Origin of the sequence: Halorubrum sp. DM2 (assembly GCF_901686465.1) — an archaeon.
Classification (GTDB): domain Archaea; phylum Halobacteriota; class Halobacteria; order Halobacteriales; family Haloferacaceae; genus Halorubrum.
In genome coordinates this window covers 235,194-255,633 of record NZ_LR594487.1, presented here as the reverse complement: position 1 = coordinate 255,633, position 20,440 = coordinate 235,194, and the positions used below count along the sequence as shown (strand labels likewise).

Annotated in this window: 25 protein-coding genes; 14 read left to right on the top strand and 11 right to left on the bottom strand. The window is 71.1% G+C overall.

The window, feature by feature from the left end:
* The first annotated feature begins 14 nt into the window (after positions 1–14).
* A complete protein-coding gene (locus QOL69_RS01305) occupies positions 15–731 on the top strand; it encodes an ABC transporter permease (RefSeq protein ID WP_283404194.1) in 717 nt (238 codons plus the stop codon).
* Complete coding sequence (locus tag QOL69_RS01300) at positions 731–1,480, top strand: ABC transporter ATP-binding protein (protein ID WP_283401734.1); 750 nt, start codon at positions 731–733, stop codon at positions 1,478–1,480. Before QOL69_RS01305 ends, QOL69_RS01300 begins: the two co-directional genes overlap by 1 nt.
* 6 nt (positions 1,481–1,486) lie before the next feature.
* Here QOL69_RS01300 and QOL69_RS01295 read toward each other — a convergent pair whose 3' ends face one another.
* The 3 genes from QOL69_RS01295 to QOL69_RS01285 all read right to left on the bottom strand — a co-directional run bounded on the left by QOL69_RS01295 (position 1,487) and on the right by QOL69_RS01285 (position 3,289).
* A complete protein-coding gene (locus tag QOL69_RS01295; protein WP_283401733.1) occupies positions 1,487–2,053 on the bottom strand; it encodes an HIT family protein in 567 nt (188 codons plus the stop codon).
* Positions 2,053–2,961 (bottom strand): type II methionyl aminopeptidase, encoded by a 909-nt coding sequence (gene map, locus QOL69_RS01290; protein WP_283401732.1) that lies wholly within the window; start codon positions 2,959–2,961, stop codon positions 2,053–2,055. Before map ends, QOL69_RS01295 begins: the two co-directional genes overlap by 1 nt.
* A 91-nt stretch (positions 2,962–3,052) precedes the next feature.
* On the bottom strand, positions 3,053–3,289 hold the full coding sequence (locus tag QOL69_RS01285) for a DUF2249 domain-containing protein (RefSeq protein ID WP_048077648.1): 237 nt from the start codon (positions 3,287–3,289) through the stop codon (positions 3,053–3,055).
* A gap of 91 nt (positions 3,290–3,380) precedes the next feature.
* Here QOL69_RS01285 and QOL69_RS01280 point away from each other — a divergent pair, with 91 nt between their 5' ends.
* On the top strand, positions 3,381–3,707 hold the full coding sequence (locus tag QOL69_RS01280; RefSeq protein ID WP_283401731.1) for a CGCGG family putative rSAM-modified RiPP protein: 327 nt from the start codon (positions 3,381–3,383) through the stop codon (positions 3,705–3,707).
* 6 nt (positions 3,708–3,713) lie between these two features.
* On the opposite strand, the gene QOL69_RS01275 is transcribed toward QOL69_RS01280, so the two are convergent.
* Complete coding sequence (locus QOL69_RS01275) at positions 3,714–5,762, bottom strand: histidine kinase N-terminal 7TM domain-containing protein (protein WP_283401730.1); 2,049 nt, start codon at positions 5,760–5,762, stop codon at positions 3,714–3,716.
* 74 nt (positions 5,763–5,836) lie between these two features.
* On the opposite strand from QOL69_RS01275, the gene QOL69_RS01270 reads away from it, so the two are divergent.
* The 5 genes from QOL69_RS01270 to QOL69_RS01250 all read left to right on the top strand — a co-directional run bounded on the left by QOL69_RS01270 (position 5,837) and on the right by QOL69_RS01250 (position 9,937).
* Positions 5,837–6,304 carry a peroxiredoxin gene (locus tag QOL69_RS01270; protein WP_048077650.1) on the top strand — a complete coding sequence of 156 codons (468 nt, stop codon included), beginning with the start codon at positions 5,837–5,839 and terminating at the stop codon, positions 6,302–6,304.
* A gap of 138 nt (positions 6,305–6,442) precedes the next feature.
* Complete coding sequence (locus QOL69_RS01265; RefSeq protein WP_283401729.1) at positions 6,443–7,576, top strand: hypothetical protein; 1,134 nt, start codon at positions 6,443–6,445, stop codon at positions 7,574–7,576.
* Positions 7,573–7,755, top strand: coding sequence for a hypothetical protein (locus QOL69_RS01260; RefSeq protein WP_283401728.1), 183 nt, complete (start codon positions 7,573–7,575; stop codon positions 7,753–7,755). Before QOL69_RS01265 ends, QOL69_RS01260 begins: the two co-directional genes overlap by 4 nt.
* Complete coding sequence (locus tag QOL69_RS01255; RefSeq protein WP_283401727.1) at positions 7,752–8,861, top strand: S49 family peptidase; 1,110 nt, start codon at positions 7,752–7,754, stop codon at positions 8,859–8,861. Before QOL69_RS01260 ends, QOL69_RS01255 begins: the two co-directional genes overlap by 4 nt.
* Positions 8,858–9,937, top strand: coding sequence for a hypothetical protein (locus QOL69_RS01250; protein WP_283401726.1), 1,080 nt, complete (start codon positions 8,858–8,860; stop codon positions 9,935–9,937). Before QOL69_RS01255 ends, QOL69_RS01250 begins: the two co-directional genes overlap by 4 nt.
* A 143-nt stretch (positions 9,938–10,080) precedes the next feature.
* Here QOL69_RS01250 and QOL69_RS01245 read toward each other — a convergent pair whose 3' ends face one another.
* The 3 genes from QOL69_RS01245 to QOL69_RS01235 form a co-directional block, all read right to left on the bottom strand.
* On the bottom strand, positions 10,081–10,995 hold the full coding sequence (locus tag QOL69_RS01245; RefSeq protein ID WP_283401725.1) for a DMT family transporter: 915 nt from the start codon (positions 10,993–10,995) through the stop codon (positions 10,081–10,083).
* Positions 10,996–11,130: 135 nt separating this feature from the next.
* On the bottom strand, positions 11,131–12,177 hold the full coding sequence (locus tag QOL69_RS01240; RefSeq protein WP_283401724.1) for a geranylfarnesyl diphosphate synthase: 1,047 nt from the start codon (positions 12,175–12,177) through the stop codon (positions 11,131–11,133).
* A complete protein-coding gene (locus QOL69_RS01235) occupies positions 12,174–13,526 on the bottom strand; it encodes a ribonuclease J (RefSeq protein ID WP_283401723.1) in 1,353 nt (450 codons plus the stop codon). Before QOL69_RS01235 ends, QOL69_RS01240 begins: the two co-directional genes overlap by 4 nt.
* 312 nt (positions 13,527–13,838) lie before the next feature.
* Between QOL69_RS01235 and QOL69_RS01230 the strand changes: the two genes are divergently transcribed.
* The 6 genes from QOL69_RS01230 to QOL69_RS01205 all read left to right on the top strand — a co-directional run bounded on the left by QOL69_RS01230 (position 13,839) and on the right by QOL69_RS01205 (position 18,430).
* On the top strand, positions 13,839–14,411 hold the full coding sequence (locus QOL69_RS01230; protein WP_283401722.1) for a small multi-drug export protein: 573 nt from the start codon (positions 13,839–13,841) through the stop codon (positions 14,409–14,411).
* Positions 14,412–14,492: 81 nt separating this feature from the next.
* On the top strand, positions 14,493–15,149 hold the full coding sequence (locus QOL69_RS01225) for a hypothetical protein (protein WP_283401721.1): 657 nt from the start codon (positions 14,493–14,495) through the stop codon (positions 15,147–15,149).
* Positions 15,146–16,417 carry a hypothetical protein gene (locus QOL69_RS01220; RefSeq protein ID WP_283401720.1) on the top strand — a complete coding sequence of 424 codons (1,272 nt, stop codon included), beginning with the start codon at positions 15,146–15,148 and terminating at the stop codon, positions 16,415–16,417. Before QOL69_RS01225 ends, QOL69_RS01220 begins: the two co-directional genes overlap by 4 nt.
* A gap of 79 nt (positions 16,418–16,496) precedes the next feature.
* Positions 16,497–16,739 (top strand): LSM domain-containing protein, encoded by a 243-nt coding sequence (locus QOL69_RS01215; RefSeq protein ID WP_017344111.1) that lies wholly within the window; start codon positions 16,497–16,499, stop codon positions 16,737–16,739.
* A complete protein-coding gene (locus QOL69_RS01210) occupies positions 16,736–16,912 on the top strand; it encodes a 50S ribosomal protein L37e (protein ID WP_006112801.1) in 177 nt (58 codons plus the stop codon). Before QOL69_RS01215 ends, QOL69_RS01210 begins: the two co-directional genes overlap by 4 nt.
* Before the next feature lie 483 nt (positions 16,913–17,395).
* A complete protein-coding gene (locus QOL69_RS01205; protein WP_283401719.1) occupies positions 17,396–18,430 on the top strand; it encodes an LLM class flavin-dependent oxidoreductase in 1,035 nt (344 codons plus the stop codon).
* Between the two features lie 24 nt (positions 18,431–18,454).
* Here QOL69_RS01205 and QOL69_RS01200 read toward each other — a convergent pair whose 3' ends face one another.
* From QOL69_RS01200 to QOL69_RS01185, 4 genes are all read right to left on the bottom strand, one after another.
* Positions 18,455–18,661, bottom strand: coding sequence for a DUF8015 family protein (locus QOL69_RS01200; RefSeq protein WP_048077654.1), 207 nt, complete (start codon positions 18,659–18,661; stop codon positions 18,455–18,457).
* A gap of 4 nt (positions 18,662–18,665) precedes the next feature.
* Positions 18,666–18,866, bottom strand: coding sequence for a hypothetical protein (locus QOL69_RS01195; protein ID WP_048077655.1), 201 nt, complete (start codon positions 18,864–18,866; stop codon positions 18,666–18,668).
* A 98-nt stretch (positions 18,867–18,964) separates the two neighbouring features.
* Positions 18,965–20,104 carry a deoxyhypusine synthase gene (locus QOL69_RS01190; RefSeq protein ID WP_283401718.1) on the bottom strand — a complete coding sequence of 380 codons (1,140 nt, stop codon included), beginning with the start codon at positions 20,102–20,104 and terminating at the stop codon, positions 18,965–18,967.
* A gap of 39 nt (positions 20,105–20,143) precedes the next feature.
* A complete protein-coding gene (locus QOL69_RS01185; RefSeq protein ID WP_283401717.1) occupies positions 20,144–20,428 on the bottom strand; it encodes a ubiquitin-like small modifier protein 1 in 285 nt (94 codons plus the stop codon).
* Between the last annotated feature and the right edge of the window lie 12 nt (positions 20,429–20,440).

Genomic DNA, 20,440 nt, shown 5'->3' with positions numbered 1-20,440 from the left:
CGATTCCGGAACTCGTGGCTCTCGCGACGACCCCGGAACTGGCGCTCTCGCTCCTCGATCTCCCGTTCAGGGACGGGTACGTCCGGAGCATTATCTTCGTCTCGCTGTACGTGAGCGTCACCGCCGTCGCCGTGAGCACGCTCGTCAGCGTGCCGGTCGCGGTCGCGCTCGGGTTCGCGGAGTTCCCCGGGAAGGGGTTCGTGAAGTCGGTGGTCAACACGGGGATGGGGTTCCCGAGCGTCGTGGTCGGGTTGCTCGTCCTCTTCGCCGTCTCGAACCAGGGGCCGCTCGGGTCGCTGAACCTCATATTCACCAAGCAGGCGATGATCCTGTCGCAGTTCGTGCTCGCGACGCCGCCGATCACGGCGATCAGCCTCGCCGCCGTCGACGGGGTCGACGACGGGGTCCGCGACGCCGCGCGCGCGCTCGGCGGGACGCGGCTCGACGCGGCGCTCGTCGTGATCAAGGAGGCGCGCTACGGGATCGCCACGGCGGTGTTGGCCGGGTTCGGTCGCGCGATAAGCGAGGTCGGGTCCGTCCTCATCGTCGGCGGCAACATCACGGGCGCGGACGGGATCTCGAAGACCCGCACCCTGACGACCGCCATCCAACTGGAGGCGCGGCAGGGCCAGTACGAGACGGCGATGGTGCTCGGCGCGGTGCTCGTCGCGCTCGTGTTGACCGTCAACGCCGTCGTCGTGTACTTCGGCGACGGCGGGGTGACGGCCTGATGCTCCGAGTGACCGACGTCTCGGCGTCGTACGGCGACGAGACCGTCTTGCGGGACCTCTCGGTCGAGATCGACGCCGGCGAGGTGCTCGCGGTCGTCGGGCCGTCCGGGGTCGGCAAGACGACGCTGCTCCGCCTGCTCGCGCTCTCTGCGGAGCCGGACGAGGGGACCGTCGCGCTCGACGGCACCGACGCGTGGACGGTCCCCGAGGCTGAGCGGCTCGCCCTGCGCCGCCGCGTCGGGGTGGTGTTCCAGGAGGCGAGCCTCTTCGACGCCTCCGTCGCGCGCAACGTCGAGTACGGGCTCCGCGTCCGTCGCTCGTGGACCGACCGAATCGGGTCGCTGTTCGGGCGCGGCGTCCCGGAGGCGGTCCGCGAGGCGCTCGACGTGGTCGGGCTGGCGGACGAGACGGGCCGTCACGCCGACTCGCTGTCCGGCGGCGAGGCCCAGCGCGTGTCGTTCGCCCGCGCACTGGCGTACGAGCCGGACGCGCTCCTCCTCGACGAGCCGACCTCCGACCTCGACCCGCGCAACACCGCCGTCATCGAGGACGCGATCGGGGAGGCGAGCGATCGGGGGATCGGCGTCGCGCTCGCCACCCACGACATGCATCAGGCCGAGCGCGTCGCGGACCGCGTCGCCGTGCTGCTCGACGACGGGATCACGGAGCTCGGGCCGACGGAGCGGGTCTTCGAGGACCCGGCCGACGAGCGCACCCGGAAGTTCATCTCGGGCGAGTTAGTGTACTGACGGATCTCAGACGGCGTCGACGCCGAGGTCGAAGGAGAGCCGCACCGCCTTGCCCGCGTCGGCGTCGCCCGCGTCGACCACGTCGTCGCCGGCCGCGAACCCGGCGTGGAGGTGGCCGTAGGTGCGGTCGATCGCCTCCACGATCACCTTCGTCCCGCCGGTGACGGGCATGAAGTTCGTGTCGCCGTTCCACCGCGGGACGACGTGGGTGTGAAGGTGGTCGATCGAGCCGCCGGCGGCCGAGTCGCCGAGGTTCTGTCCGGTGTTGACGCCGTCGGGGTCGACGTCGCGGCGCATCGCCGACAGCGTCGCCGCCTTCAGTTTCGCGTGGTCGAGGAGGGTCGCGTCGTCGAGGTCGGTCGGGTCCTCGTGGTGGTCGTTCGGGATCACCATCGCGTGGCCGGGGTTGTACGGCGCGTTGTTGAGTAGGACGTAGTTGCGGTCGCTGTAGGCGACGATCCGGGCCTCGCGGTCGTCGTCGCGCTCGGGGAGGACGCAGAACGGGCAGCCCTCGATCGGGTCCGCGTCGCGCTCGACCCACTCGATCCGCCAGGGAGCGTAGATCCGCTCCATCAGTCGTCGAAGCCGTGGATGCCCGCGGTCGTCACCTCGACGCCGTCCTCGGTGACGAGCAGCGTGTGTTCCGCCTGACTCACGAGGGCGTCGTCGTCCTCCTTCAACACGGGGTACCCCTTGATCGCGTTCGCCTGCTTCAGCCGGCGGAGCGACATCTCCGCGCGGTCGGACTCCAGCCAGCGGGCGGCAAAGGGGAGGTCGTCGAACGCCTCGATCTCTTCGAGCGCCTGCCGGGCGCGGCGGTCGCGCACGCTCGCCGACCCCTGCTGTTCGAAGATCTCCTCGTCGGTCCCCTCGCCCACCTTGCCGCGGCCGTCGGTGGCGAACGGCTCGATCGCGACCGCCTGCCCCGGCTCCAACTCGACCGAGCGGTCGACGCCGCGGTTCGGGACGGTGGGACCGGTGTGGGCGTCGTACCGCTGGACGCCGTGGCCGGAGAGGTTGAGGACGGGCGTGTAGCCGTACCCGCGGATCACGTCCTCTATCGCCTGCCCGACGACGCCGACCTCGACGCCCGGGCCGGCCTCGTCGAGGGCGGCTTCGAGCGCCATCTCGGCGGCCTCGACGAGTTCGGGGTTCCCGGAGTGGTCGACGGTGACGGCGGCGTCGGCGATGTAGCCGTCGACGTGGACGCCGACGTCGAGACACACCATCTCCTCGCCGAACTCCGTCTCGTCGTCGCGGCCGGGCGTCGCGTGCGACGCCTCGGGGTCGACGCTGACGTTCACCGGGAACGCGAGCCCCGCGCCCTGCTCGCGGACGAAGTCCTCCGTCCACTCGGCGACTTCGAGGTGGGTGCGGCCCGGTTCGACCATCTCGCGGGCCTCGTTCATCGCCTCGGTCAGCACCGCGCCGGCCTCGCGGTAGCTCTCGACCGCGTCCGCGTCGAGGGATCCGTGACTCATGAGTTCGGGTTCGGCGACCGCGCGCAAAGAGGTTGCGGAGGGCGGTCGGCGGCGCTCCGGCTCGGGGTCACCGAGCCGTCTCAGCCTCCGCTCAGGTGGGCGTGATCTCGACGAACCACTCGTCTTCGGCCGGGTTCGCCGTCTCGTGGGTGAACCCCCGCTCCGCCAGCACGTCGTACAGCGGGACCGGCTCGAAGCTGTTGACCAGGAGTAGCGACTCCCCGTCGTCGAGGCCGTCGAGCGCGGCCATGATATCGCCGAACGGTTCGCCGTCGATCTCGCGGGCGTCCAAGCGCTCGTCCGCGTCGTCGAATGGGTCGGCGCTCATGGATCGATCGACGGGCCGCGCGGTGGTAACCCTCCCGTCGAACATGTTCGCTCGAAGCGGTATCCGCGTGGGGAACGTTCCTCCGATCGAGATGGCTACACACGACGATCACGACCACGACCACGGCGCGGACCCGGTGACGGACCCGGTGACGGACCACGTCCACGAGAACTCGTGGTCCGCGAACCTCGAAGGCCCCGAACACGCCGCGAACCGCGACCTGCTCGTCCGGCAGGCGATCGAAGCGGTCGAGCACACGGCCGCGGGCAACCACGTCAACCTCGTCACTCACGGCGACCACGGCCACCCGGAGGGGTACCTCTTCGACGCGCTGGAGGCGGCGTTCGACGACGACCTCGACCCGGAGTACGTCGAGCAGTGCGGCTGCGGCGGCCACGTCGTTCGCGTCGACGTGTAGGCGGGGTCAGCTTTCTTCGGCCGCTCGCGGGAGCCACATCCGCACCACCGTGCCGGTCGGCTCCCGGGTGTCGATCTCGAGGTCGCCGCCCGACTCCGTGACGATCCAGTGGACGAGCCAGAGCCCGAGCCCGCTCGCGTGTTCGAGCGCCGTCTCCCGGGCCTCCGTGAACACCGCCCGCTCGATCGGCGGGATCCCCGGCCCGTCGTCGGCCACGTCGACCCGGAACCGGTCGCCGTCGGCGACGACCGCCGCCTCGACGTGCGGGTCGTCGCGGTCGTTGTGGACGACGGCGTTCTCCAACACGTTGCGGATCGCCGACTCCAAGAGCTCGTCGGCGGAGACGATGGCCGACTCGGGGACGCTGACCGTCACCGCGGCGTGCGGGAACGACGACTCCAGCGAGTCACAGAGCCGCTCGACGAGCGCGGCCAGGTCGATGTCGCTCCGGCCCGCGTCGCTGTGGAGCGCCACGTCGATCTCGCGGGCCTGATCGCTGAGGTGGGTCAGCGTCTTCACCTTCCGGTCGATGATGTCGAGGTACAGGTCCCCCTCCTCGTCGACGTGGTCGCGGAGGAGGTCGGCGTACCCGCCGATGACGTTGGTATCGTTCTTCAGGTCGTGTCGCAGGACGCGGTTCAGGACTTGGAGCCGCTGTTCGTACCGCCGGGCCTCGGTGACGTCGGTGGCGGTGATGACGACCTCGCGCGCGTCCTCGAACAACCGCTCGATCACCGTCTCGAACTGCCGCCAACTGCCGTCGGCGCAGGCGATACGGTGCGAGAGCGACACCGGCTCGTCGCTGTCGAAGGCGCGCTCGAACGCCTCCTGTGCCTCCCGCTGCTCCTCGGGATGGACCAGGTCGATGACCGGCCGGCCCTCGACTTCGCTCGTCTGGTGGCCGATCAAGCGCTCTATCGACGGGCTCACGTACCGGAGTAACCCGTCGTCGCCGCAGACGGCGATCACGTTCGGCGACTTCTCGATGAGCGCGCGGTAGCGCCGCTGGAGCGTCTCCCGCTCGGTGACGTCGCGGAACAGGAGGACCGTCCCGCTGCGGGCCGTTCCCGGCGCGGTGATGCCGTGGACGTCGACGGTCAGGAACCGCGGCGCGCCGCTCCCGTGGACCGTCACGCGGAACTCGTCTTCGACCGCCCCGTCCGTGACCGCCTCGGCGACAGACGGGGCGTCGTCGAACGCCTCCTCGGCGTGGACGCCGAGTTCGGCGTCGGGGAACAGCGACCGCGCGGGGTCGTTGCGGTCGACCACGCGGCCGTCGGCGTCGCAGACGACGACGCCGTCCGAGAGGTTCGCGAACACCGCGTCGCGGGCGATGGGCGAGACGTCGAGCAGCCGGTACCGGAACACGACCCACGCCAAGAGCGCCGAGGTCCCGCTGAACGCGACGGGAGTGAAATCGACGAGCCCGTTCTCGGGACCGATCACGCCGGCGATGCCGGCCGCGCCGAGCGCCAGCGGCGCGACGCCGGCGACGAAGAGGACGCTGGCCTGCCGACGGAACACGCCGTCGCGGGTGGCCGCGGCGTAGCCGAGGACGGCGAAGGTGAACAGGTTGACCGCGTAGGTGTAGCCGACGAACCCGAGCAGCGCGGGCGTCGGCTCGTAGTCGAGGACGCGGTAGCCGCCCGCGTCGACGAGCGACGGGTCGGCGTAGAACAGCGGGTCGACGCCGACGGTCCAGACCGCGGCGACGACCGCGACGGGGACGATCCAGAAGAGCGCGAAGCGCCGGCGACCGAGCCACGCTGTCCTATCGACGTACGAGAGGACGAACGCCGGCCACGCGACCGCCAACCCGGCGGCCCCGAGCCAGACGAAGCGGTTGAGGAGGAGCGCGGTCGGAAGCGAGGCCGCCGACAGCTGGGCCGCGTACGTCAGCGACCAGAGGCCGGCGGTGCCCGCGACGCCGACGAAGCTCCACAGGAGGGCGTGACCGCCGCGAGAGCGGTTGGCGACCGCGTACACGGTGAACGCGAAGGACGCGACCGCCGCGACGAGCAGCGGAACCGTGTACGGCGTCGGTTGCCACGCCATCGATACGGGTAGGTTGCGAGTAGTCGGTAAAAATGGACCGAATCCCCTAACTCGTTCGAGGAGAGTCAGTTCGTATGCTCGACCCGGGCGACTCCGCACCCGAGATCACGCTCACCGACCACCGCGGCGAGACGGTCACCGTCGACCCGGCCGCCGCGAGCCACACGGTGGTGTACTTCTACCCGCGCGCCGACACCCCCGGCTGTACCGCCGAGGCGTGTAGCTTCCGCGACGAGTGGGACGCGTTCGAGGACAGGGACGTCGCCGTCGTCGGGATCAGTGACGACCCCGTCGAGGACCTGGAGCCGTTCGCCGCGGAGTACGATCTGCCCTTCACCCTCCTCTCGGACCCCGACGGGGCGGTCGCGGCCGCGTACGACTCCTACGGCGAGAAGTCGATGTTCGGGAACACCTTCGACGGCGTGTTCCGGAACACGTACGTCCTCGACGGGACGGGGACCGTCGCCTTAGCCTACGAGGGCGTCTCTCCCGAGGACCACGCCGTCGAGATTCTCGACGACATCGACGCGCTCGACGACTGACAGACGCGCCCGACGACTGACAGACGCGTCCGACGACTGACAGACGCGTCCGAGGTCACGGAAACCGACCGCCTGAAGGGCGACCACCGGGCGTCGCCACCCGGTAGTATTATTACTTGTCACGAGTCACGTGAAACGATGCCCTCCAAACGGACGTTCGCGAAGCGCGTAGCCGCGCTCGCAGCGACTGGGTTGGGAGTCGGCGGACCGATCAGTGCCCTAACTGCCGAGCCGCCGCCCGACTCGACGCTCGCGGTTCAGTCGGCCGGGTCCGGAGTCGACGCGGCCGACGAGGAGGCGGCGAGCGGCGGTGTCAACGCGGGGACCGACGGGCCGCGCTCCGCGGTCGCCGCCGGGACCTACGACCCGGCCGCGGCCGCGTCGAACGCCGTCGACACCGTCGTGACGGGGCGGCTCGACCCGGCGGTCCTGACGGCGACCGGGCTGCCGAGCGGGATCGGCGGCCGGGTCCGACAGCTCCTCGATCGGTACGAGAGCGCGTCACTCGACGACGTGCGGCAGGCGACCGGCGGCGCGGCGCTCACCGGGGAGGGGCCGGAGGGGTGCGCGGTCGCCGTCGGCGACGTCGACGCGGCCGCGCTCGCCGCGGAGCTGGACGCGGACCCAGACGTGGTCCGCGAGGCGGAGGACGACTCCGGATTCGCCCGGTTCCGAGCGCGGAGTATCGGGTCGGCGGTCGCCGTCGCGTCGGGCGAGATCGTGGGCGCGTACGGCCCGACGCCCGACGCGGCCGCGGCGCACCGCGACGCCGGAATCGACGCCGAGCGTGAGCGCCGAGCGGGCACGAGCGCGAGCTACGGGCCGCTCCCGTCGCTGCTCGGCGGCGACGCGACGGTGTGCGTCGACCTGGGACCGGACGCCCGCGACCACCTCCGCGACCTGCTCGCCGACGCGCCCGAGGGGCTCCGCACCGCGGTCGACGCGTCGAGCGCGGTCGGAGCGTCGCTCCGGCTGACAGACGAGGAATCCGGGAGCGGAAGCGGCGGCGCGGCCGCGGACGGCGACACGGACGATCCGAGCGTCGCGCTGCGGTACGGCGCGGTCGCGGATCCCCGCCGCCTCGACAGGGAGACTGCCGAGGCGATCGCGCGGGCGGCCCGCGAGGGGGAGACCTCGCTCGCGGACGCGACGGTCACCCGACACGGGCGGACCGTGATCGTCGACGCCGCGGCCGGGAGCGACCTGTTCGCGTCTCACGCGTCGCTTTTCGGCGGGGCCGTCGGCGACCCGATCGAGGTGGCCGACGCGTGAGCGACGGCGACGACCGGGACGGCGTCCGCCCCGAGGCCGCCGACCGCGGCGGAGACGCAGACGTATCGACCGGAGACGCAGACGTATCGACTATTGACCGACGCGCGTGCGAACCCACGATGACGACGACACAGCACACGACGCCGCGACCGCGGCACCGAACGAGGACGAATCGATGAGTTCCGACGACTCGCCGTCGAGAACGCCCAACAAACCGACGGACGACGCGGAGGCCTCGACGGAGAATCGGTCGACCGCCGACCGCTCGCCGCCGACTGCCGAGCGACCGGTCTCGGATGGCGGACGCGCGACGGGGTTCGACCGGATCGAGACACGTCACGCGGTCGGCGTCGCGGCGATACTCGCGGTGGCCGCGGGACTGCTGGTCGCGCCCGGCGTGTACGGAGCCGTGACCGGTCCCGACGGGACGGTCGCCGTGGTGGAGATCGACGGGACCATCGACTCCGCGACGGCCCAACACGTCGAGGACAACCTCCGGGACGCCCGCACGAACGACTCGATCGAGGCGGTCGTGCTCGAAGTCGACAGCGGTGGCGGCCTGCCCGCGCAAAGCGAGCGGATGTACGCCGCGGTCGACCGCACCGCGTCGGTGATGCCCGTGTACGCCGCCGTCGACACGCTCGGCGCGTCGGGGGCGTACCTCGCGATCGCGCCGGCCGACCGGATCTACGTCGCGCCCTCCGCGCAGGCGGTCGGCAGCGTCGGGGTCGCCGGCACCGCGCCGGCGCCGAGCGGACCCAACGCGGGAACGACCGGTCCGGACAAACGCGGGAGCGACCCGGACACGCAGCGCGAGCGGCGGCAGACGCTCGCGAACCTCTTCTTGGAGAACGTGATCGAACAGCGCGGCGACGAGATCGAACTCGATCGCGAGGAGATCGCACACGCCGACGCGTACCTCGGGACCGAGGCGGTCGAGAACGGGTTCGCCGACGAGTTCGGCTTCGTCGACGGCGCGGTTGCCGACGCCGCGAGCGAGGCGGGACTCGACGACTACCGGGTCGACGCCCGCCGCACCGAGAGCCGCATCCCCGGCGGAATTCCGCTGCTGGAGCGCGACGACGGCACGGTCGTCGTCGCCGACGGCGCGGACGGGGAACTCGGCGACGGACTGATCCTCGCGGTCGCGCCGGCGGCGTGGGACGAGACGGTCGGCGACGACGTGATCATGACGAGCTACACCGGACGGCTGCCCGCGGACGGTGACGCGACGGACCCGACGACCGACGACGCGGCGGCGGAGAACGGGGGTGACGGCGAATGAGCGTCGACCTGCGAACGGCGGTCGGCGCGTTCGCGCTGGTCTTCCTCGCGGTCGTCGGCGTCGCGGCCGTCGGGGGCGTCATCCTCGACGGCGGCGCGCCCGATACCGACGCCGTCGCGGACGACCACTGGCAGCTGGACGCGGTCGAGCCGGAGACCGTCAGCGAGGGCGGCGAGGTCGAGATGGAGAGCAGCGAGCCGTCGAACACCGTCGTCGTCCACCTCGGCGGCGCGGCGGCCGGACTCGGCGGCGGCACGTCGGTCCTGCCGATCGAGGACGGCGACGCGCCCGCAGAGGCGGACATCGGATCGCTCGGCGGCGTCCGTCGCGGCGTCGCGCCGCTGACCGCGGCGCTCGTCGAGAACGGCCACGAGGTCCGGTTCTACGGCGGTGGCGTGGGCGGGGAGCCGCTGCCGTCGCTGCTCTCGGACGCCGACGCCTTCGTCACCACGAGCCCCGGCGCGCTGTCGGCGACCGACGCCGACGCGGTCGAGTCGTTCGTCGACGCCGGCGGCCGGACGCTCGTCACGAGCGACCCCGGTAACGCCGGCGCGCTCACCGACTTCGGCTCTTCGTTCGGCGTCTACGGCGAGGCGGGTTACGTGTACGACATGGAGAACAACGACGCGAACTACCTCAGCGTGCTCGTCGAGCCGACCGGGCCGGGGTCGCTGACGGAGGGCGTCGAGGAGGTCGTCCTCCGCGGCGCAGCGCCCGTCGGCACGGCCGGCGGGCCGGCGACGCTCGCCACCGCCGAGACCTCGCAGCTGTCGACGACCAGAGAGGCCGGCTCCTACGGCGTCGCAGTCCGAAGCGACTCCCTCGCAGTAGTGGGTGACTCGAGCTTCCTCGAACCGGAGAACGCCGGCCGCGCCGACAACGGCGTCCTGATCGGCAACGTCGCGGACTTCCTCGTGACGGGACCGAACCCCGACGTGTCGTTCGGACCGGCGGCCGGTCCGGGCGGCGCGGTCCCGCCGGGAGCGACGATCTCGCCGGGCGCGACGACGCCGCCGCCCGAACCGACCGACCCGTCGGGCAACGAGACCGATCCCTCCGGGAACGCGACCGCGTAGCGAGCGCCGGTTCGTAACGGTGCGGCGCGGCCGCGACCTTTCTACGCTCGGAACCGGATTACGCTCGGAACCGGACTACGCTCGGAACCGGACTACGCTCGGAACCGGACTACGCTCGGAACCGGACTACGCTCGGAACCGGATTACGCTCGGAACCGGATCTCGGCGGCCGCGTCGGCGATCTCGCGGCGCTTTAAGAGCGCGAAGCCAAGGACGATGACGGTAAAGCCCGCGAGGGTGAACGCCGTCACCGGCTCGTCGAGCAGCAGGACGCCGGCGACGGTCGCGACGATCGGAACGACGTAGGAGACGAGGTTGATCTCGAAGGGGCCGAGCCGGTCGAGCAGCGTGAAGTAGATGGTGTACGCCACCGCCGACGAGAGCAGTCCGAGGAACGCCAGCGCGGCGAGCGCGCGCGGTGCCGCGGCCGGGAGCCGCTGCCCCTCGCCGAGTCCGAGGCTGAGCGCGTGGATGGCGAGCGCGCCGAACCCCATCGCCCAGCCAGTGAGCGCGACGCTGGAGAACGTCGTCTCCACGGTCCGGAGGCCGACGCTCCCGACCGCGACGGCGACCACGCCGATCGCGATCAGCCCGACGCCGATCGCGACGCCCCCGCCGAGGTTCGCCGGGTCCGGCTGTGCGACCAGCCCCACGCCGAGGAAGGCCAGAACGACGCCGACCGCGCCGCGGGCGTCGAGGTCCGCCCCGCCGATCCACGCGGCCGCGACCGCCACGGTCGCGATGGGAACGAGGCTGTAGGTGATCGAGGCGATGCCGCTCGTCGTGTACTGCTGGCCGACGAACAGCAGGCTGTTGTTCGCGGCCACCGAGAGCCCGCCGCTGAACCCGATCGCGGCCAGATCGCCGCGGCTCCGCGGGAACGGGTCGCTCTCGGTGAGCAGGACGTACGAGATCAGCGCCAGCGCGGCCACGTCGAACCGGTACGCGGCGTACAACACCGGCGGGTAGTAGTCGAGACCGACCTCGATGGCGACGAACGAGCCGCCCCAGAACAGCGCGAGCAGACAGAACAGCGCAGCGTCTCGATACCGTGACACGGCCGACCGAACGCGGGCCGGGGGTAAAGCGGTGTCCGTTGCGGTGGTCGAAGCCGGCTTCGGGCCGCGGTCGCCGCCGCGGCCCGTCAGCGTCGGCGTCCGCTCACCGACCGGGGCGCTCGGCCGTCGCTCCGCTCAGTAGCCGCGGACGATGAGGTAGTCCGCGAGGTCTTCGAGCAGGCTTCGGGAGCCGCTCTCCGGAAGCAGTTCGAGGTGTTCCTTCGAGCGCGCCGTGAGGTCTTCGGCGGTCTCGCGGGCGTACTCGATGGAGCCGACCGCCTCCAAGGCCGCCACCGCCTCGTCGATGGCGTCCTCGGTCGCCTCGGCGGGCGTGTCGGCGTCGACGAGGTTGTCGACGTCGACCCCCTGCTGGCGCGCGTGGAGGGTGATCAGCGTCTCCTTCCCCTCGACGAGGTCGGAGCCGCGCTGCTTGCCCAGATCCTCGGAGGGGACCGTCAGGTCGAGCACGTCGTCTTGGATCTGGAACGCGCGCCCCGAGTCGATCCCGTACTGGTAGAGGGCGTCGACGACGTCCTCGTCGGCACCGAGCAGGAGCGCGGGCGTCGCGGCCGACGCGCCGTACAGCACCGCGGTCTTCAGCTCGACCATCTCCAAGTACTCCTCGGGGAGGATGTCGTCGCGGCTCTCGAAGGCGACGTCGAGCGCCTGCCCCTCGCAGATCTCGGTACAGGTGGACGCGAGCATCCGCATCGCCTCCAGTCCGTTCTGCGGGTCCGCGCCCGTCTCGGTCATGAACTCGAACGCCTTCGAGTAGAGGGTGTCGCCCGCGAGGATCGCCGTCGAGATGTCGTACGCCTCGTGGACCGCGGGGACGCCACGGCGGAGGTCGTCCTCGTCCATGATGTCGTCGTGGATCAGCGTGAACGACTGGATCACCTCGATGGCGACGGCCGCGCGCATCACGTCGACGTCGTCGCCGGACAGCGACGGGAACGCGCGGAAGTCGGCCCCCATCGGCTCGGTGCCGGTGACCGCCTCCGCGGCCAGCGTCGTCACCGTCGGGCGGAGCCGCTTCCCGCCGGCTTCGAGGATGTATCTGGTAGCCTCGTAGAGGCGCTCCGGCTCTTGGACCGGTAGCTCCTCGTCGATAGCGGCGTTAACGAGGTCACGCCGCTCGCGGATGGCCTCTAACACCCGCGCCTCCTTCGTCTCGCTCGTCATTCGACGAGCTGGTGAACGTTCCCGTTCTGCGAGACGTGGATGTCACGCCCGAGCTTGTACCCCTGCGACTTCGCGAGGCCCACGTACGGCGAGAAGCCCTCAAGCGACTGGTGGCCCGGGATGACGTGCTGCGGCTGGAGCGCGTCGAGCATCTCGTAGTGGCCCTCCTCGCGGAGGTGGCCGGAGACGTGGATGTCGTCGTAGATGCGAGCGCCCTGCATGCGGAGCAGCTGTTCGCTCTGGTAGCGCTGCCCGCGGTTCGTGGGCTCCGGGATGACGCTCGCGCTGAAGACGACCTTGTCGCCGTCGTCCAGTTCGTACGGCGTCTCGCCGCGGCCCATCCGGGTTAACATTGCGCGCGGCTCGCCCTGGTGGCCCGTCACGATGGGGAGGAAGTTCCCCTTCCCCTCCTTCATGATCCGCTTGAACGCGCGGTCGACGGACTTCCGGTGGCCGTACATGCCGACGTCGCCCTGGAAGTCGACGAAGTCAAGCCGTTCGGCCGTGCCGGAGTACTTCTCCATCGAGCGGCCGAGCAGGACCGGCTGGCGGCCGATCTCGCGGGCGTACTCGACGAGGGTCTTCACGCGGGCGATGTGAGAGGAGAACGTCGTGGCGACGATGCCACCGGAGTAGTCCTCCATCGACTTGAACGTGTCCTCGACGTGTTTCTTCGCGTACGACTCCGAGGGAGTTCGGCCCTTTCGACCGGCGTTCGTACAGTCCTCGATGTAACAGAGGACGCCCTCGTCCTGCCGGCCGATCTCGCGGAACCGGTCCATGTCGACCGGGTCGCCGATGACGGGCGTGTGGTCCAGTCGCTTGTCGAGCCCGTAGACGATCGCGCCCTCGGGCGTGTGGAGGACCGGGTTGATCGCGTCGATGATCGAGTGCGTGACGTTGACGAACTCCATCTCGACCTGCTCAGAGTCGCCGATCGCCATCGTGGCACCCGGCTTCATCTTCACGAGGTCGTTGTCGACCTGGAACTTGCCCTCGTCTTCGATCTGCTGGCGCACCAGCTCGATCGTGTACGGCGCGGAGACGATCGGCGCGTCGTACCGGTGGGCGAGCTTCGGGATCCCCGCGATGTGGTCGAGGTGGCCGTGCGTGGGGACGATCGCTTTCACGTCGCCTTCGAGTTCGCTCATCACCCGATCGTCCGGGATTGCGCCCATGTCGATCAGGTCGAGGCTGTGCATGCTTTCGGTCTCCACGTTGTCGTGGATGAGGACCTTACTGAGGTTCAGGCCCATGTCGAAGATGACGATGTCTTCGCCCGCGCGAACCGCCGTCATCTGTCGACCGACCTCTTCGTAACCGCCGAGTGTCGCAATTTCGATTTCCATGGTGTTGTCGTGTCGAACGCCGTGTGGCGTCCATCACTGAAACCCCGCAAGGAGCCGTCAGCGCTGCGTCCGACTGCGTCGTTGAGGCCCCGCTACGGCCGAGCCGACGTCGGCTCACCGTGTCCCGCGGGAGTGTGGTATATCGGCGTACTCTCGCCCGCTTTAAAAACACCGGGGTTCGGTCGCGCTGCCGCCCGTCGCGGCGCGTCCGCCTCGGGCGGCGCTCCCGACTCTCGCTCCGCTCGTCTCGGTCCGAGCGTCCGACACCGGACCCGCAACGCACTTGGGTCGCTCCGCGAAACGGTCCCGGCAATGGACCCGCTCTCCGCGTTCGCGCTGGCGGCGCGTTCCCTCCCCGCACCGTCCCGGATTCCCGACGCCTCGCTTTCGGCCGTCTTCGGCGACGTCGGCGGCGCGCTCGCGGCCGCCGGCGGACCCGTCCAGTACGCCCTCGTCGTGCTGTTCGCGGCGTTCCCGTGGATCGAGATCCTCGTCGTGATCCCGATCGCCGTCGGTCTCGGTCTCGATCCGGTCGCCGTCGGCGTGACCGCGTTCGTCGGCAACGCCGGCTCCGTCTGGCTGCTGCTCGCGTTCCACCGACGCGTGGCGCGGTGGCGGGCACGGCGGCGCGAAGACGACACGGACGAGGAGTCAGAGCCGACCCGCCGACGGGAGTGGGCTCGCCGCGTGTGGGACCGATACGGACTCCCCGGGCTGGCGTTGGCCGCGCCGGTCCTCACCGGGGTCCACCTCGCCGCCCTGATCGCGCTGGCCGCCGGGAGCCGGTCGCGCGACGTGGCCGTCTGGATGGGCGTCGGCATCGCCGCGTGGACGGTCGCGCTCGTCGCGGGGTCGGCGCTCGGAGTGTCGGCGCTCGGCCGGTGATCGCGGGATCGGTCGAACGCGGGGACGGCCGACCGCAGCGGTCCCACAAGGCGTTTCAGGCTCTCGATCGAACCGCCGACGATGGCAGAGATTCCCCGCCGCCGAGCCCTCCTCGCGGCCGCGTCAGGGATCGCCGCCCTGGCCGGCTGTTCCGGCAGCGACTCCGCGTCGAACAGCTATCCGAGCGCCGACCGACGACGGATCGACGACTACGAGCTGGAGACGGCCCGCGACGAGAGCGGCGGCGCGCTGGTCACCTCGGGCGACGCGCTCCCCTCGCTGTCCACTGACGAGCGGGCGCGGCAGCGGCGCACGACCAACCACGTGCTAACCGGGTCCGACGACCTCTCGGCGCTCACGGTCGCCGAGACGGCCGCGGGGGAGACGCTCCGGTCGTTCCTCGCCGAGACCGACTTCGGGTCGGCGTCGGCGTACCTGCTCGCGATGCCCGTCGAGGCGTGCCGCGGGGTCCGGCTCCGGTCGGTGTCCGTCGAACCGGACGAGCTCGCGGACGGCGACCTCCACCCGCACGCCGACTTCTGTCAGTCGTACCGCCCGGCGGACGTGGAGTGCGCGCGCGACGAGATCCACACCGTCGGGTTCGCGATCCGCGTCCCGATCGCCGCCGACACCTCGACCGGGTCCGGGCGGGGGATGCGTCACTCCTGTCGACCGGGGGGTCCGCCGACGGTGTACGGCCGGTCCGACGCGGACGAGATCGGAGGTGACGACGCGTGACGCGCGATTCCGGGTCGCGCCGGCGGTTCCTCGCCGGCGTCGCGGCGGCGGGCGTTGCGGCGACCGCGGGATGTTCGGGTCTTCCGTTCGGCGACGAGCAGGAGACTGGCGGCGATCCTCCGTCGCTTCCGACGGACGCGATCGGGCCGATCGACCGGCCGGCGTGGCCGTTCCCGGTCGCGGTCGGCCGCTCGCTGGTCGACGCCCACGAGTCGCGCACCCGCGACCTACTCGCCGACGTGCCCGCCGACCCGGACGTCGCCAACGCCGCGGTGGCCGAGCGGATCGGCGAGGACCGCGACCGGGTGCGGCAGCGCGCGGACGTCGACCCGCCGGACAGCTGGCCGGTCGACATCCTCGCCGCGTGGCGGCGACGCAGAGGGGACGCCGCGACGGTTCGCGGGGCGTACCGGGCGGCGACCGGCGTCGACGACGGCTCCGACCTCGTCGCCCGGCGTCGCGCGATACGGGACGATCGCGCGGCCCTCGCGGGAGAGCTGGAGTACCGAGCCGCGTCGGTCGAGGAGGCGGTGTTGGCGTACGAGCCGGTCGAGTCGCTGCTCGCGGAGTGTGCGAGACACGTCCGTCCTCACGTCTCGTACCCGGACGACCCGGTCGCGGACCCCTTCGGGGCCGGCAAGGCGGTCGGCGACGTGGAGCGCGCGCGGGCGACCGCGACCGACGCCGCGGGGCTTCGGAGCGCGTTCCTCGCCGAGCGCGACGACGCGTCGCCGCGGTGGGGGTCGCTGGTCGCGGCCGCCGACGAACTGGATGGGTCGGTGAGCCGCACGCGCTCGACCGTCCGCGAGCGCGCCGACGCGGACCTGAGCGGAACGGTGGCACAGGAGCTGCTCACCGCGGGCGAACGGCGGATCGACTCGGCTGTCGGAGACATCGAGGAGGCGTCCGACGCCGGCGAGCCGGCGACCGCCGTCGCCGAGGCCGGTGTCGCGCTGGCCGCGCTCGACGCGTTGCGGACGGCCGCCGACAAGGTCCGGGACGGCCGGTATCGGGAGGTACCCACGGAGTCGTCCGTTCGCTCGGCCGCGGAGCGGGCGCGATCCGGGGTCGACGCGGCGGTCGACGGCGACGATCCGCTGGCGACGCGGCTCGCCCGTCCGGTCTTCGAGACGCTCGAACTCGTCGCCGACCGAATCGAGGAGGGGTACGCCTCGCCCCGACAGACGGAGGCGGAGCTGACGTTCGCCGGGCTGTACGCGGACGCGGTCCCGCCGGCGGCCGCGTTCGTCCGGGAGCGGCTAGAGTGAGCGAGTTCGTGTCAAACCGACCGGCCTCGGGGGCTGCGTCCCGGTATTTTTATTACCGCGACGGGCGGCGATCCGGGTAATGAGTGGACGACCCCTCGACGTGCTCGAAGCGTCGCTGGAGGAGCCGGTGACGGTACATCTGAAGGACGGCACGACGTACTACGGCGTGTTGGGCGGCTACGACCAGCACATGAACGTTGTCATCGAACCGGAGGCCGACGTGGACGACCGCGTCGACGACGACCTCGACGGCGAGTTCGCGGTCGCGATCGAAGACACAACGATTATACGCGGCGATAACGTCGTCACCATCAAAGCATGACCGGAGCAGGTACGCCCTCTCAGGGAAAGAAGAACAAGACGGTCCACGTGAAGTGTCGACGCTGCGGCGAGAAGTCCTACCACGTCAAGAAGGAGCGCTGCTCCTCCTGCGGGTTCGGGGAGTCCGCCTCGCGTCGCGATTACGCCTGGCAGTCGAAGACCGGCGACAACTGACCGGCGTTTTCTCGGCTTTCTTCTCGCTTTCCGCTCGGCGAGCGGCAGGTATCGTGGTCGTAGAAGTGACGACGTTCGTCGGAATCAACTCCGTGACTGAGACCGCCGAAGCCCCAGCCGCGTACTACTCCGCGAGTGACAGCGCCGTTGAGACCGCCGAAGCCCCAGCCGCGAGGCGGGCGCACGCTCGGGGCGGTCCTCGCTCGTTCGCGCTGCTCACTCGCTACGGTCCTGCCGTCGCCTGCGCCCGCCTCGCGGCTGCCCCTTCGAGTCCCACCCCGCACCGCCCAGCACCGCACCTCACACCTCCCCAGCCTCGTCAGTCGCCGTCGCTACGCTCCGGCGACTGACTCCCTCGCGCGGCGCTCCTCGCGCCCGATGGGCGCTCGTCGGCACGCGCCACCGCACAGCGCGGTGGGTTCCGCTCCGCAACGGTACCGCCGGGACCCCAACCGTTTCCCGGAGCGGTCGCCGACCGGGGGTATGGAACTCTCAGTCGTCGACCTCTCGCCGGTCCCCCGCGGCGGCACCGCGGCCGACGCGTTCGAGAACACCGTCGACGCCGCGCGCCACGCCGAGCGGCTGGGCTACGAGCGGTTCTGGGTCGCCGAACACCACGGGATGGGCGACCGCCTCGCGGGCACCACGCCGGAGGTGCTGCTGGGGCGGCTCGCGGGCGCGACCGACTCGATCCGGATCGGCTCCGGGGCCGTGCTGCTCAACCACTACAGCCCGTTCAAGGTGGCCGAGTCGTTCGGCGTCCTCAACGGACTCGCCCCCGGCCGCGTCGACCTCGGGATGGGTCGCGCGAACGGCTCACCCGCCTCCGACCGGGCGCTCGGCACCGACCGACGCGTGGAGAACCCCAACGAGGACCACCGCGAACGGATCACCGCGGCCGTGAATCACCTCCGCGGCGCGTTCCCGCCAGACCACCCGTACGGCGGCCTCTCCGTGCCGGGCTCGGACGAGGGGCCGCCGGTCCCGTGGGTGCTCGGCTCCAGTCCGTCGAGCGGCGAGATCGCGGGCGAGTTGGGGCTGCGCTACTGTTTTGCGGGGTTCATCCGCCCCGGATTCGCGGAGCGCGCGTTCGCGGCGTACCGCGAGGCGTTCGACCCGGACGCGACTCCCGGCGGTCTCGACGAGCCGCGCGGGATGGTCGCGGTCAACGCCGTGGCCGCCGAGACGGACGAGGCCGCCGCCCGCCGACGAGCGCCCGCGGAGGCGACGTTCCGGCGGATGCAGCGCGGCGAACTCGGCGACGAGACGCCGACCGTCGAGGAGGCGGTCGACGAACTCGGCGGCGCGCCCGACCCGACGCCGGCGACGCTCGACCCCGACGAGTGGCCGCGGGCGATCTCCGGCGGGCCGGAGACGGTCTCGGGGCTGCTCGAACAGCTCGCGGACCGCGTCGGCGTCGACGAGGTGATGATCCAACACACGGTGCCGGACCACGAGGACGCGCTCGACTCCCACGCGCTGCTCGCGGAGGCGATGGATCTGAAGCCGCGAGCGTGACCGAGACGGAGCGACCGACCCCGGTCAGCGGTCGACGGGCGGATTGAGGAAGACGCCGTCGACGATCAGCAGACAACAGACCGCCGAAGCACCCGCGAGCGGCGGGATCCCGTCGCCCGTGTTCAGCGCCAGCGCGCCGTAGACCGCGACGAAGAGGAGGGGAAAGGCGAGCAACAAGAGGTCCGCGCGGTCGAGCGCGCCGGGGATCGCGGCGTGGAGTTCGACCGCCATGGCGTCACTCCACGTACCCCAGATCCCGGAGTCGCTGGCCGATCCGACGGGCCTCGGCCTCGCTGATCTCGTCGTCCGACTCCATTTCCTGGACGACGACGTGTTTCACGAACTCCTTGACCGAGCCGAACGGCTCCTCTTCGATGTACTCCTCGACGTCCGCGACGAACTCCTTGCGCAGCGAGATCGTCGTGTAGTCGCTCATTACCGTCGGCCACGCGCTCCTGCGTGAAAAATCTAATTACATCTAATTAAGCAGCGTTGCCGGTCGGGTACCGCGTTCGCGAGGTGTCTCGTCCGGAGTCACTCCACCCGGTCGCGAGCGGCGGCGATCAGCATCGGGAGCATTACGGTCGCGTCGCCGTAGACGGAGGCGTTGCGCGCGTCCTTCTCCAACTTCCCCCACGACCGCGCCTCTTCGAGCGTCGCCCCGGAGAGGCCGCCGGTCGCCTCCGGGTCCATCGTGATCTGGACGGCGTAGTCGTACGCCCGGGGCGTGACGAGCATCGTCTGGAGGGTGAAGTTCTTCGGGACCCCGCCGCCGACGAGCAGGCAGCCGGCGTCGTCGGCGTCGAAGGCGAGGTCGGTCAGCTCCGTCATGTCGGCGAGGGCGTCGAGCGTGAAGTCCGCGGTCTGGGCGTACATCCACGCCTGAAGCCCCAGTACGGAGTCTTGGACCGCCGGGCAGTAGATCGGCACGTCGCACTCGTAGGCGGCCGCGGCGACGCCCGGCCCCTCCGGCACGTCGTCGCGCTCGTTGACCGCGGCGTTCGCGCGGCCGAGTTCGCGCGTCAGGTCGGCGATGGAGACGGCGTCGGTGCCGTCCGCGTCCGGGTCGGCCTCCAGCGCCGGGAACACCTCCTCGCGGAGGTGACCCTCGAACTCCGCGAAGTGCTCCTGCGGGAGGTACACGTTGTAGATGCGGTCGACGCCCTCGTCGCGCAGCCCCTCGTCGTGTTCGCGGAGAGTCTTCTCCGGGTCGTGGGTGCGCCCGTGGTGGTGTTTCCCGCCGATAGCCTCGATTGCGTCGTGGGTGAGATTCGCTCCGGTGGTCACGAGGGCGTCGACGTAGCCGTCGCGGATGAGGTCGGCGACGATCCGGCGCATCCCCGCGGGCACCATCGCGCCCGCAAGCGAGAGGAACACGGTACAGTCCTCGTTCGCGAACATCTCCGCGAGCACGTCGCCCGCCTCGTTGACCGCGGCGGCCCCGATGCCCGCGTCGCCGTAGCCGTCGACGAGTTCGCTCACGGTCATCCCGGCGGTCGCGCGGGTGTGGCCCACCGGGTCCGCGTGGAACTCCTCGCGGTGCGGCCCGTCGTCGTGATCGTGGCCGCGATCGTCGTGGTCGTGGTCGCCTTCGGCCTCCATCTCGTGATCGTTCCCGCGGTCGCCTCCGGCGTCCCCGGCGTCGTCCCGCGTCTCGTCGTCGCTGTCAGTCATGGCTTCGGATGGGGCGGGCGCGCGTTTGAAACGACCGATCTATCGGCCGACCGAGCCGCCGCTCACCGGGGGGAACAGGGCCAGTTCGTCGCCGGTCTCCAGCGTCGCGTCGAGCCCCTCGTCGTGGCGGACGCTGCGTCCGTTTCGGAGGACGTTGATGTGGTCCGCGACGGTCCCGTCCTCGATGACGCGGTCCCGGAGGTCGGGGTGAGCGTCCAACAGCGCGTCGAGGGCGTCGCCGACCGTGTCGCCCGGCTCCGCGTCGACGGTCACGGTGCGGTCGCCCGCGATCTCCGCGAGGTCGGCGAACAGCTTCCACTCCATAAACGGATCCCC

What these genes read in the sequence shown, in the direction of transcription:
- QOL69_RS01205 (WP_283401719.1), top strand. Translation starts at nt 17,396, where the DNA reads ATGGAACTCTCAGTCGTCGACCTCTCGCCGGTCCCCCGCGGCGGCACC.
- QOL69_RS01250 (WP_283401726.1), top strand. Translation starts at nt 8,858, where the DNA reads ATGAGCGTCGACCTGCGAACGGCGGTCGGCGCGTTCGCGCTGGTCTTC.
- QOL69_RS01295 (WP_283401733.1), bottom strand. Translation starts at nt 2,053, where the DNA reads ATGGAGCGGATCTACGCTCCCTGGCGGATCGAGTGGGTCGAGCGCGAC.
- QOL69_RS01210 (WP_006112801.1), top strand. Translation starts at nt 16,736, where the DNA reads ATGACCGGAGCAGGTACGCCCTCTCAGGGAAAGAAGAACAAGACGGTC.
- QOL69_RS01230 (WP_283401722.1), top strand. Translation starts at nt 13,839, where the DNA reads ATGGACCCGCTCTCCGCGTTCGCGCTGGCGGCGCGTTCCCTCCCCGCA.
- QOL69_RS01195 (WP_048077655.1), bottom strand. Translation starts at nt 18,866, where the DNA reads ATGAGCGACTACACGACGATCTCGCTGCGCAAGGAGTTCGTCGCGGAC.
- QOL69_RS01275 (WP_283401730.1), bottom strand. Translation starts at nt 5,762, where the DNA reads ATGGCGTGGCAACCGACGCCGTACACGGTTCCGCTGCTCGTCGCGGCG.
- QOL69_RS01215 (WP_017344111.1), top strand. Translation starts at nt 16,497, where the DNA reads ATGAGTGGACGACCCCTCGACGTGCTCGAAGCGTCGCTGGAGGAGCCG.
- map (WP_283401732.1), bottom strand. Translation starts at nt 2,961, where the DNA reads ATGAGTCACGGATCCCTCGACGCGGACGCGGTCGAGAGCTACCGCGAG.
- QOL69_RS01225 (WP_283401721.1), top strand. Translation starts at nt 14,493, where the DNA reads ATGGCAGAGATTCCCCGCCGCCGAGCCCTCCTCGCGGCCGCGTCAGGG.
- QOL69_RS01235 (WP_283401723.1), bottom strand. Translation starts at nt 13,526, where the DNA reads ATGGAAATCGAAATTGCGACACTCGGCGGTTACGAAGAGGTCGGTCGA.
- QOL69_RS01300 (WP_283401734.1), top strand. Translation starts at nt 731, where the DNA reads ATGCTCCGAGTGACCGACGTCTCGGCGTCGTACGGCGACGAGACCGTC.
- QOL69_RS01280 (WP_283401731.1), top strand. Translation starts at nt 3,381, where the DNA reads ATGGCTACACACGACGATCACGACCACGACCACGGCGCGGACCCGGTG.
- QOL69_RS01265 (WP_283401729.1), top strand. Translation starts at nt 6,443, where the DNA reads ATGCCCTCCAAACGGACGTTCGCGAAGCGCGTAGCCGCGCTCGCAGCG.
- QOL69_RS01200 (WP_048077654.1), bottom strand. Translation starts at nt 18,661, where the DNA reads ATGGCGGTCGAACTCCACGCCGCGATCCCCGGCGCGCTCGACCGCGCG.
- QOL69_RS01190 (WP_283401718.1), bottom strand. Translation starts at nt 20,104, where the DNA reads ATGACTGACAGCGACGACGAGACGCGGGACGACGCCGGGGACGCCGGA.
- QOL69_RS01255 (WP_283401727.1), top strand. Translation starts at nt 7,752, where the DNA reads ATGAGTTCCGACGACTCGCCGTCGAGAACGCCCAACAAACCGACGGAC.
- QOL69_RS01270 (WP_048077650.1), top strand. Translation starts at nt 5,837, where the DNA reads ATGCTCGACCCGGGCGACTCCGCACCCGAGATCACGCTCACCGACCAC.
- QOL69_RS01185 (WP_283401717.1), bottom strand. Translation starts at nt 20,428, where the DNA reads ATGGAGTGGAAGCTGTTCGCCGACCTCGCGGAGATCGCGGGCGACCGC.
- QOL69_RS01240 (WP_283401724.1), bottom strand. Translation starts at nt 12,177, where the DNA reads ATGACGAGCGAGACGAAGGAGGCGCGGGTGTTAGAGGCCATCCGCGAG.
- QOL69_RS01285 (WP_048077648.1), bottom strand. Translation starts at nt 3,289, where the DNA reads ATGAGCGCCGACCCATTCGACGACGCGGACGAGCGCTTGGACGCCCGC.